Below are 9,063 nucleotides of genomic sequence, written 5' to 3' on the forward strand. Positions count from 1 at the left end.
CGGTGGCCGGTCGCCCTCCGCCGCGTCCGGAGGCGGCCAAGAACGGCTTAAGAACGGTCGGAGACCCTTCCCCGGACGGTTGAACAGGTCTCTGTACGAGAGGAGAGGACCGTGGCCGACACCGTGGTCGAGAGGTCCGACACCGAGCCCGGAGCGTCCGAGAGGAAGGGGGCGGCCGTACCCATCGCGCCGCAGCGCCGCCACACGCTGCACTTCCTGCGGGAGATCCGTTCCTTCTCACCCGTCTTCCTCGACACCGAGGTGGACATGACGCAGGTCGTGCGGCACCGCGCCGCCGCACGGGAATCGGGCCGGCCGTACTCGATCCTCAGTTATGTGCTGCACGTGTCGTCGCGGGTGCTGGTGGCGCACCCCGAGGCGAACGCCGCCATCCGGGGCCGGCTGCGGCCGACGATCGCCCGGTACGGCGCGGCCAACGCCAAGGTCACCCTCGACAGGACGATGGGGGGCCGGCGCGTGGTGCTGTCCACGGTCCTGCCGGGTCTCGAGGGTCAGGGGCTGCTGGACATCCAGAAGAAGCTGGACCACCTCAAGGAGGCGGATCCCGGGCGGGCGCCTGAGTTCGAGGGGGTGCGCATGCTGCACCGGCTGCCCGGCCCGGTGGGCCGGGCACTGTTCCGGCGTACGGTCCGGCCCCTGGAGACCAGGGACCGCTTCATGGGCACCTACGCCGTCACCTCGCTGGGCCACCGGCCCGTGGACGGCTTCCACTCGGTGGGCGGCACGACGATCACCCTCGGCGTGGGACGCGCGACCGACCGGCCGGTCGCCCGGGACGGCCGGGTGGAGGTCGCGAAGGTGATGAGGCTCAGCCTGGCCTTCGACCACCGGGTGATCGACGGAGCGGAGGCCGCCGACGTGCTGACCGGCATCAAGGAGGGGCTGGAGGAGTTCGACGGCGGCGAGTAGACGCGCTCAGGCCGCCCGGGCGGCGAGGAGGGAGTCGGTGATCACGGCGGCGACCTCGCGCAGATGGTCGTTGAGGTAGAAGTGGCCGCCCCGGAAGGTCCGCAGGCAGAAGCCGCCACGGGCGTGATCCGCCCAGGCGGCGGCTTCCTCCGCCGAGACGCGCTCGTCGCTGTCGCCCGTGAGGACCGTCACGGGGCAGGAGACCGCGTCGCCCGGCCGGCCCCGGTGGGTCTCGATGGCACGGTAGTCGCTGCGCAGCATCGGCAGGACCATGTCGAGGATCTCCGGCTCGCGCAGCACACGGGGATCGGTGCCGCTCAGGGTGGCCAGCTCGTCGATGATCCCGGCGTCGTCCAGGGTGTGGACGCGCTCGGGACGGAAGCGGGAGGGCGCCCTGCGGCCGGACAGGAACAGCGCGGCGGGCGGCGTACCGAGGCGCTCCTCCATCCGTACGGCGACCTCGAAGGCGAGGGTGGCGCCCATGCTGTGGCCGAACAGGGCCAGCGGCCGGTCCGTCCAGGGCTCCAGCACCTCGAAGAGCGCGTCGGCGAGCTCGGGGATGCTGTCGATGCAGGGCTCGTGACGGCGGTCCTGCCGGCCCGGGTACTGCACCGCGTGGGTGCTGACGCGGGGGGAGACGGCGGCCGACAACGGGTGGTAGAAGCTGGCACTGCCGCCCGCGTGAGGCAGGCAGACCAGGCGCAGGCCGTCGTCGGGGGCCTGGTGGAACCGACGGATCCAGGCCTCGGTGTTCCGGGCGTTGCGTACGGCTGAGTTCATGGGACCACGGTCGCAACCGCGTCTAAACTCCGGCCAAACGACCCGGCCGACGCCCGTCAGCCGAGCATGAGCAGGTAGTCCGACAGGGCGTTGACGAGTTCGGCCGGGCGGTGTGCGAAGTAGTCCTTGCCGCCGTGCAGCACCTGCAGGTCGAAGCGCTTCTTGCCGTGGTACGCCCAGGCCACGGCCTCGTCGTGACGCAGCCGGGGGTCGGCGTCGCCGCGGAAGACACCGATGGGGCAGTTGATCGCGGCCGCCTCGGCGCGGGGCCAGCAGGGCGGGGCCGGCTGCGAGGAGACCAGCAGGGCCGCGAGCCGGGCGCCGCGGATGTCGTCGATCAGGAAGGCCAGTTCGAGCCTGCGCGCCACTTCCAGGGCGACCACCGCGCCGGGTCCCTGCCCGAACAGGACGGTGGGACTGTCGAGTCGCCCGGCCAGTTCCGCGGCGATGCGGTCGTGCAGCGCGGGGGAGCGCTCCGAGTCCGTCACCGGGGGCCCGTCGGCCGGCCGCGCGTAGAGCACGGACAGCACTTCGGTGGAGGGCGCGAGCGCTTCGGCCGCGGACCGGTGGAACGGAGTGAGGCGGCCGTCCGGTGCGAAGCACACGAGCTGGAACCTGCGCCGGGTGACCGGGGCGAAGCGGTGCACCGATACGGACCGGTCGTCGAGCACGATCTCCTCCGTCGATGATTCCTGGGCGGCCGGCATCCGGGCGCGGGGACCTCACCGGGGCCGGCCGGCGACCAGGCCCGGCGGTGCTGTTCGGACGTTCAGCGCGGCTTTAGCTCCGACCGGCACGGTGCTGCCTGCGAAAGCACTGCCGCGACGGCGCCGTGGTGAGCGAGGAGCGTGACTGAATGGAGCCTGTGAGGCGATCGCCCGGTGCCCGCTGCCTTCGGGCGGTCTGGGACGCCCTGGTCGACTACGGCAGTTTCTGGGCCTGCGTCCCGCCGCTGCCGGAGGCGGCGCCGGTGCGGCGGCCGGCGCTCGCCGGGCCTGCCCCGGCCCATCCCGAACGGCTCTGCCCCGAGCTTCCGCTGACCGCGGTCGAGCGCCGGCTGCGGGACCAACTGTGCGATCGCGGATGAGAGTCGAGGGGCAGCGTGCCGTACGACGCCCGTGTCCCACATGCGGCCGGGCGGCGCACTCAGCCGTCGTGGCCCTCCTGGCCCGGGGGAGACCAGGGCCCTTCCAGGGTCGGCAGCAGAAGGTCGAAGTGCTCCTCGATGGTCTTGGCGACGGCGTCGAGGTCGGCGTCCTCGTCGAGTCCCCAGCAGCGACTGGCCACCCGGGTCACCGCGGTGAAGATGGCCACCACGAGCTTGGGGCGGGGATCGGTGTCGTAGTCGAGGTTCTCCCGGCGGGCGATCTCCCGGCCGAGGCGTTCCTCGAACGCCATGGTGCGCTGGGCGTGCGCGGCGCTCAGACCGGGAGCGGTCTCGACGATGCGCAGGATCCGGGCGAGGGCGGTGACGCCGCTGATCCGCTCCGTCTGCTCCCTGACACCGGCCCAGGTCTCCCGCACCGAGCGGCGCAGAGCCTCCAACGGGGGTTCCGACAGCGGGCGTTCGGTGAGGAGTTCGAGCACGCGCTCGTCGATCTCGGTGGCGGGGGCGAGGGCGACGTCCTCCTTGCCGTTGAAGTACCGGAAGAACGTGCGCTGCGAGACGTTGACGGCGGCGACGATCTCGTCGACCGTCGTGCGCTCGTAACCCTGCTCCGTGAACAGGCCGATCGCAGAGCGGATCAGCGCGTCGCGGGTGAGCTGCTTCTTCCGTGCCCGCAGCCCGGGTTCTCCTGCGTCAGCTCCCACTCTCACCTGTCGCCAGCTCCTCAACTATCGCCGATGGGTCGGAACGTCGCCTGAACCCCCGTAGTCAGGACGCCTGTCGCGGCGTCACACCAGGGCGGCCGCCGCACCACCATAGTGCCAGAATTTCATGGCAGTGGCTGTCTACTAGCAGACATTGACGTTTGTCAGCGACTGCCATATCTTCTCAGGCAGTTACCCCCGCTGTCTGTCACGACATGACACGAATCGGAGCCGTCATGGCCCAGACCTCCTCCTTACACAAGACCGCCGATGCGGAGCCCGGCCCGCCGAGGAAGGGCTTGCGCGGCCACCCCTGGCTCACGCTCTTCACCGTCGGCATCGGCGCCATGATGGTGACCCTGGACGGCACGATCGTCGCCGTCGCCAACCCCGCCATCCAGCAGGACCTCAGCGCCACGCTGGAACAGATCCAGTGGATCACCAACGGCTATCTGCTCGCGCTGGGCGTGTCACTGATCACCGCGGGCAAGCTCGGTGACCGCTTCGGCCACCGGCAGACCTTCCTCGTCGGCGTCGCCGGATTCGCCGCCACCTCGGCCGCCATCGGACTGTCCGGCAGCCCCGGCCTGGTCATCGCCTTCCGCGTCCTGCAGGGCATGTTCGGCTCACTGCTCCAGCCGGCCGCACTCGGCCTGCTGCGCGCCACCTTCCCGGCGAAGAAGCTCAACATGGCCATCGGCATCTGGGGCGCGGTGATCGGCGCCTCCATCGCCGCGGGCCCCATCGTCGGCGGCCTGCTCGTCGAGCACGTCAACTGGGAATCGGTCTTCTTCCTCAACATCCCCGTCGGCATCGTGGCGTTCGCGCTCGGCCTGATCGTCCTGCGCAAGCCGCCGGCCGAGAAGGCAGCCTCCGGGGGGATGTTCGACTTCCCCGGCGTCATCCTGCTGTCCGGTTCGATGTTCTGCCTCATCTTCAGCCTGATCAAGGCCGAGGCATGGGGCTGGGGCGGCGCCAAGACCCTCGGACTGCTCGCCGCGTCCGTCGTCCTCGGGCTCCTCTTCGTGCTCTGGGAGTCCAAGGCCCGCGACCCGCTCATCCCGCTCGCGCTGTTCCGCTCCGTCTCCCTGTCCGCCGCGACCGTCGTGACGGTCCTGATGGCCTTCGCCTTCATGGGCGGCCTGTTCTTCATCACCTTCTACCTGCAGAACGTGCACGGCATGAGCCCGGTGGACAGCGGCGTCCACCTGCTGCCCGTCACCGCGATGATGATCGTCGGCTCGCCGCTCGGCGGCGCCCTCATGGCGAAGTACGGCCCCAAGATCCCGCTGGCCGGCGGCATGGCCCTCTCCGGTGCCGCGATCCTCGGCCTCGGCTCGCTCGACACCGACGCCAGCACCCTCGCCATGTCCCTGTGGTTCGTGCTCCTCGGCCTGGGACTGGCCCCCGTCATCGTCGCCAGCACGGACGTCATCGTCAGCAACGCCCCCGAGGAGCACGCCGGTATCGCCGGCGGCCTCCAGCAGGCCGCCATGCAGGTCGGCGGCAGCCTCGGCACCGCCGTCCTGGGCGCCGTGATGGCCTCCCGCGTCGGCAACACCCTCCCCGACAAGTGGGCCGCCGCGGGCCTCCCGCAGGTCGACGGGGAACAGCAGGAGGCCATGAAGGACGCCGTCTCCATCGGCCTGGCACCCGTACCCGAGAACACCCCGCGGAACATCGCCGACACCATCACCGGGATCGCCCACGACTGCTTCATCAGCGGCATGGGCCTCGCCTTCACCATCTCCGCCGTCATCGCCGGCTTCGGCGCCGTGCTCGCCCTGCTCACCAGGCGCGGCTCCAGCGCCACGGGCGAGACCGCCGTGCACGTCTGACGCGGAACACACGGCCGGTCCGGCCGCAGGGCCGGACCGCACCGCAGACCCCCGGGGCCCACGTGCCCCGGGACCTGGACCGCTCGCCCAGCGGAGGGCGGGTGTCCGGTTTCGCGCCGGGTCGTGGGGACGGGACGGCGCGAAGAACGGGCTCGGCGACCGGTACAACCCCCGGCCGGTCGCCGGGCTCCGCTCGTTCCGCACCCCCTTTCCGCTCCCGCGCCGGCGCACGCCCCGGTGGGACGCCGCCACGGACTCCCGGCGCGCGGCCCCGGCGCACCCGGTCCGACGCACCAGCCCCGTGGGGGAGGCATGAACGCCACCGCAGCAACCGTCGTCCTGTCGGTCCTCTCCGCCGCCTGCTACGCGGTCGGCGCCGTCCTCCAGGAACGCCTCGCCGCCCGTACGGCGGCCACCGCGAGCGGCCCCCTCCACCGCGGACACGGTCTCTTCCGCCGCGGCCAGGGACTGACGGCGCTCGGCCTCAACCTCGCCGGCGGCCTCCTCCATGTCGCGGCCCTCTGCTACGGCCCGCTCAGCCTCGTCCAGCCACTCGGCGCCCTCTCCGTCGTCCTCGCCGTACCCACGGGCGCCGCCCTCAGCGGCCGCCGGGTCGCCCGCCGCGAATGGCGGGGCGTCACCCTCGCCCTCGCCGGCCTGGCCGGCCTGCTCCCGGCCACCACGGCCCAGCACCCCACGGCCGGCCCCCTCCTGAGCCTGCCCCAGACCTGCCTGCTGGCCGGCGGCTGCGCGGCGACGGTCGTCCTGCTCGCCCGCAACCCCGCGCACAGCCTCCGCAACGCCGTCGCCGCCGGCGTCTCCTTCGCCGTCGGCTCCGCACTCACCCAGAATTTTTCCGTGGCCGTCATCCACGACGGACCCGGCGCACTCCTCGACCCGGCCACCGCGCTGTCCGCGATACTCGTCCCTCCGCTGGCCCTGGCCGGAGTCCTGCTCTCCCAGGTCGCCTACCGCGGCGGCCTCGGCGCCCCCCTGGTCCTCATCACCCTCGCCAACCCGGTGGCCTCCTGCCTCATCGGCCTGACCGTCCTCGGCGAGCACCTCGACGGCGGCACACCGGGGGCCGTGTGCGCCCTGGCCGGAGCCGCCGTCGCCGCGTGCGGTGTGGTGCTGCTGTGCGGCCGCACCACCGGCCAGGACGACCGTCCCGGCACCGACTCCGTGGCCTTTCCAGGCCTTTAGAACCGCTCCCTAGCCTGAGGCCGACCCACGCCCACCGACCTTCGGGAGCCTCAGTGCCCAGTGAACAAGACATCGTGGACGTCGCCGTCGTCGGAGCCGGCCCCGTCGGCCTCTGGCTGGCCAGGGAACTCACCGTCGGGGGTGCGAGCGTCCGGGTCCTGGAACGGGACACCGAACGCAGCCCCTACATCCGGGCGTTCGGCCTCCAGGCCCGCAGCCTGGAGATCCTCGACATGCGAGGCCTCCTCGACCGGGTCGCCGGCGAGCGCTCCCGCAGACTCCCCGTGGCGAACGTGGCCGGACTGCTGCCCTGGCTCCAGCTCGCCGGGCTCGACACCACGCACCCCTACGGCCTGTCGGTGCGGCAGAACGTCGTGGAGGAGGTCATCGAGGAGGCCCTCGGCGACCTCGGCGTCAGGGTCGAACGAGGGAACGCCGTGGTGGGCCTGACCGCCCAGCCCGACCGTATACGCCTGAAACTGGAGAACGGCGAGAGCGTCTCCGCGCGCTACGTCGTCGGCTGCGACGGTGCCCACAGCGCGGTGCGCAAGCTCGCCGACATCGGCTTCCCCGGCAGCAGCACCACCGCCACCTACATCCTGTCCGACGTCACGCTCGACGAACCCCCGTCCTGGATGGGCCAGTTGGGCATCAGGCACTTCCCGGCGCCGGACGGCAGCAGGCTCGGCTGGTTCATGGGCGGCATCGTCCCGGACACCGGCCGGCACCGCATCATGGTCTGCGACCGGGAGTCCAGCCGGGTCACCAAGGAAGAGCCCGTCTCCTTCGAGGAACTGCGCGAGGTCCTCCTCCGCCTCACCGGCACCGACTGCGGCGCCCACTCCCCGACCTGGCTCTCCCGCGTCGGCAACCCCGCCCGTGTCGCCGCCCGGTACCGCACCGGCCGGGTACTGCTGGCCGGGGACGCCGCGCACGTGCACTCCCCGTTCGGCGGCCAGGGACTCAACACGGGCCTCCAGGACGCCACCAACCTGGGCTGGAAGCTCGCCGCGGTGGTACGCGGCGACGCCGGCGAGGACTTCCTGGACACGTACCACGACGAACGCCACCCCGTCGGTGAGGCCGTCATCGCCAACACCCTGGCGCAGACGACCATGGTCTTCGACTTCACCCCGGGCGGTCAGCACCTGCGCGACCTCTTCTCCCGCCTCCTCGAGTTTCCCCAGGTCAACCAGTACCTGGCCGGGCAGATCACGGCGCTCGACTACGCCTACCCGCCGCCCTCCGACGCCGAGGCCCACCCGCTCGTCGGCACCCGCGTCCCCGACCTCACCCTGAGGCTGGAGGGGGACGGCACGAGCCGTCTGTTCGACCACCTCAGGGACGCCGCCCACGTACTGCTCGTCCGCACGGGCGACGGGGACGACGGGGACGCCGAGAGCGTGTCGTCCGTGTCGGCCACGGCTCCGGGAGCCGTGCACGTCGTACGCGGCTGGCCGGCCGAGGAGCGGGACGGATGGGAGGACGTCCGGTCCGTGCTGATCCGCCCCGACGGGCACGTGGCGGGAGTGGGCTGATCCCTCTTCGGGGCATGTGACGGACGAACGACGGAGGCCGCCGGATCACATCCGGCGGCCTCCGTTCGTGGAGCGGCCCTGTCGGTCAGAGACCGAGCTCGTTGTCGATGAACTCGAAGATCTCGTCGTCCGAGGCCTCACCGATGCGCGCGGCCGTGGCACCGCCGCCGTCGGTCAGCCCCAGCAGCAGCGACTGAAGCCGCGCCGCCAGCTCCTCACGGACGGTGTCGTCGGGCTCCGCGGACAGCAGGGCCGCCTCCAGCGAGGCGACACCGTCCAGCAACGACCGCGGCGAACCGCTCCCGGCCTCCTCGTCGAGGGCGAGTTGCCCGAGCAGATACGACGCGATGCCCTGCGCGGTCGGATGGTCGAAGACGAGTGTCGTCGGCAGCCGCAGCCCGGCCGCCCGGCCGAGCCGGTTGCGCAACTCCACGGCCGTCAGCGAGTCGAACCCGAGATCCAGCAGCCCGCGGTGCGGTACGACCGCCTCGACGCCGTCGAGCCCGAGGATCGACGCTGCCTGCTCCCGTACGAAGTCGAGGAGCACCGGCAGCCGTTCCTCGGCCGGCACCTGGGCGAGTCGCTGCGGCAGGAGTGCCGAGAGTTCCTCGGAGGAGTCCGCGGCGGTCGCGGCCGTCCGCAGCCGAGGGCGCACCTTCACGAGCCCCTGGAGCAGCGGCGACACGGCATCGCCGGCCTCCAGACGGGCCCGCACCTGGCTCGTGTTGATCGGCGCCGGCACCACGACCGGTTCACCCGAGGCGATGGCCTGGTCGAAGAGGGCGAGCCCTTCTTCCTCGGACATCGGCAGCACGCCGTTGCGGGCCAGGACGAGGGCGTCCGTCGCGCTCATGTGCTGGGTCATTTCGCTGGTGGTGTGCCAGAGGCCCCAGGCGAGGCTGGTGGCGGGTTGGTTGTGGGTGTGGCGGTGGGTGGCGAGGGCGTCGAGGAAGGTGTTGGCG

At 72.0% G+C, this 9,063-nt stretch carries 9 protein-coding genes; 5 read left to right on the forward strand and 4 right to left on the reverse strand.

Annotation, left to right across the window (positions count from 1 at the left end; all coding sequences use genetic code 11):
- Window positions 1–111: 111 nt before the first annotated feature.
- Window positions 112–930 (forward strand): 2-oxo acid dehydrogenase subunit E2, encoded by an 819-nt coding sequence (locus ACFWJB_RS33165; protein WP_385472512.1) that lies wholly within the window; start codon window positions 112–114, stop codon window positions 928–930.
- Window positions 931–936: 6 nt separating this feature from the next.
- On the opposite strand, the gene ACFWJB_RS33170 is transcribed toward ACFWJB_RS33165, so the two are convergent.
- Window positions 937–1,710, reverse strand: coding sequence for a thioesterase II family protein (locus tag ACFWJB_RS33170; RefSeq protein WP_386926876.1), 774 nt, complete (start codon window positions 1,708–1,710; stop codon window positions 937–939).
- A gap of 56 nt (window positions 1,711–1,766) precedes the next feature.
- On the reverse strand, window positions 1,767–2,417 hold the full coding sequence (locus ACFWJB_RS33175) for a thioesterase II family protein (protein WP_386926878.1): 651 nt from the start codon (window positions 2,415–2,417) through the stop codon (window positions 1,767–1,769).
- A 149-nt stretch (window positions 2,418–2,566) separates the two neighbouring features.
- On the opposite strand from ACFWJB_RS33175, the gene ACFWJB_RS33180 reads away from it, so the two are divergent.
- Window positions 2,567–2,797: a DUF6059 family protein gene (locus ACFWJB_RS33180; RefSeq protein ID WP_385472505.1), complete on the forward strand. Its 231-nt coding sequence runs from the start codon at window positions 2,567–2,569 to the stop codon at window positions 2,795–2,797.
- A gap of 59 nt (window positions 2,798–2,856) precedes the next feature.
- Here ACFWJB_RS33180 and ACFWJB_RS33185 read toward each other — a convergent pair whose 3' ends face one another.
- Entirely contained in the window at window positions 2,857–3,528 is a 672-nt protein-coding gene (locus ACFWJB_RS33185; protein WP_385472502.1) for a TetR/AcrR family transcriptional regulator, read from the reverse strand.
- A 230-nt stretch (window positions 3,529–3,758) separates the two neighbouring features.
- On the opposite strand from ACFWJB_RS33185, the gene ACFWJB_RS33190 reads away from it, so the two are divergent.
- From ACFWJB_RS33190 to ACFWJB_RS33200, 3 genes are all read left to right on the forward strand, one after another.
- A complete protein-coding gene (locus ACFWJB_RS33190; RefSeq protein WP_385472518.1) occupies window positions 3,759–5,360 on the forward strand; it encodes an MFS transporter in 1,602 nt (533 codons plus the stop codon).
- Between the two features lie 312 nt (window positions 5,361–5,672).
- Window positions 5,673–6,563 (forward strand): DMT family transporter, encoded by an 891-nt coding sequence (locus ACFWJB_RS33195; protein ID WP_386926881.1) that lies wholly within the window; start codon window positions 5,673–5,675, stop codon window positions 6,561–6,563.
- A 53-nt stretch (window positions 6,564–6,616) separates the two neighbouring features.
- The gene (locus ACFWJB_RS33200; RefSeq protein WP_386926883.1) at window positions 6,617–8,101 is read left to right on the forward strand and encodes an FAD-dependent monooxygenase; all 1,485 of its coding nucleotides are present in this window, start codon (window positions 6,617–6,619) and stop codon (window positions 8,099–8,101) included.
- Between the two features lie 85 nt (window positions 8,102–8,186).
- Here the strand turns inward: ACFWJB_RS33200 and ACFWJB_RS33205 are convergent.
- Window positions 8,187–9,063: phosphopantetheine-binding protein (locus ACFWJB_RS33205; protein WP_386926885.1), on the reverse strand; the 877-nt coding region annotated here is incomplete at its 5' end.

Source organism: Streptomyces sp. NPDC127100, assembly GCF_042724095.1.
GTDB lineage: Bacteria > Actinomycetota > Actinomycetes > Streptomycetales > Streptomycetaceae > Streptomyces.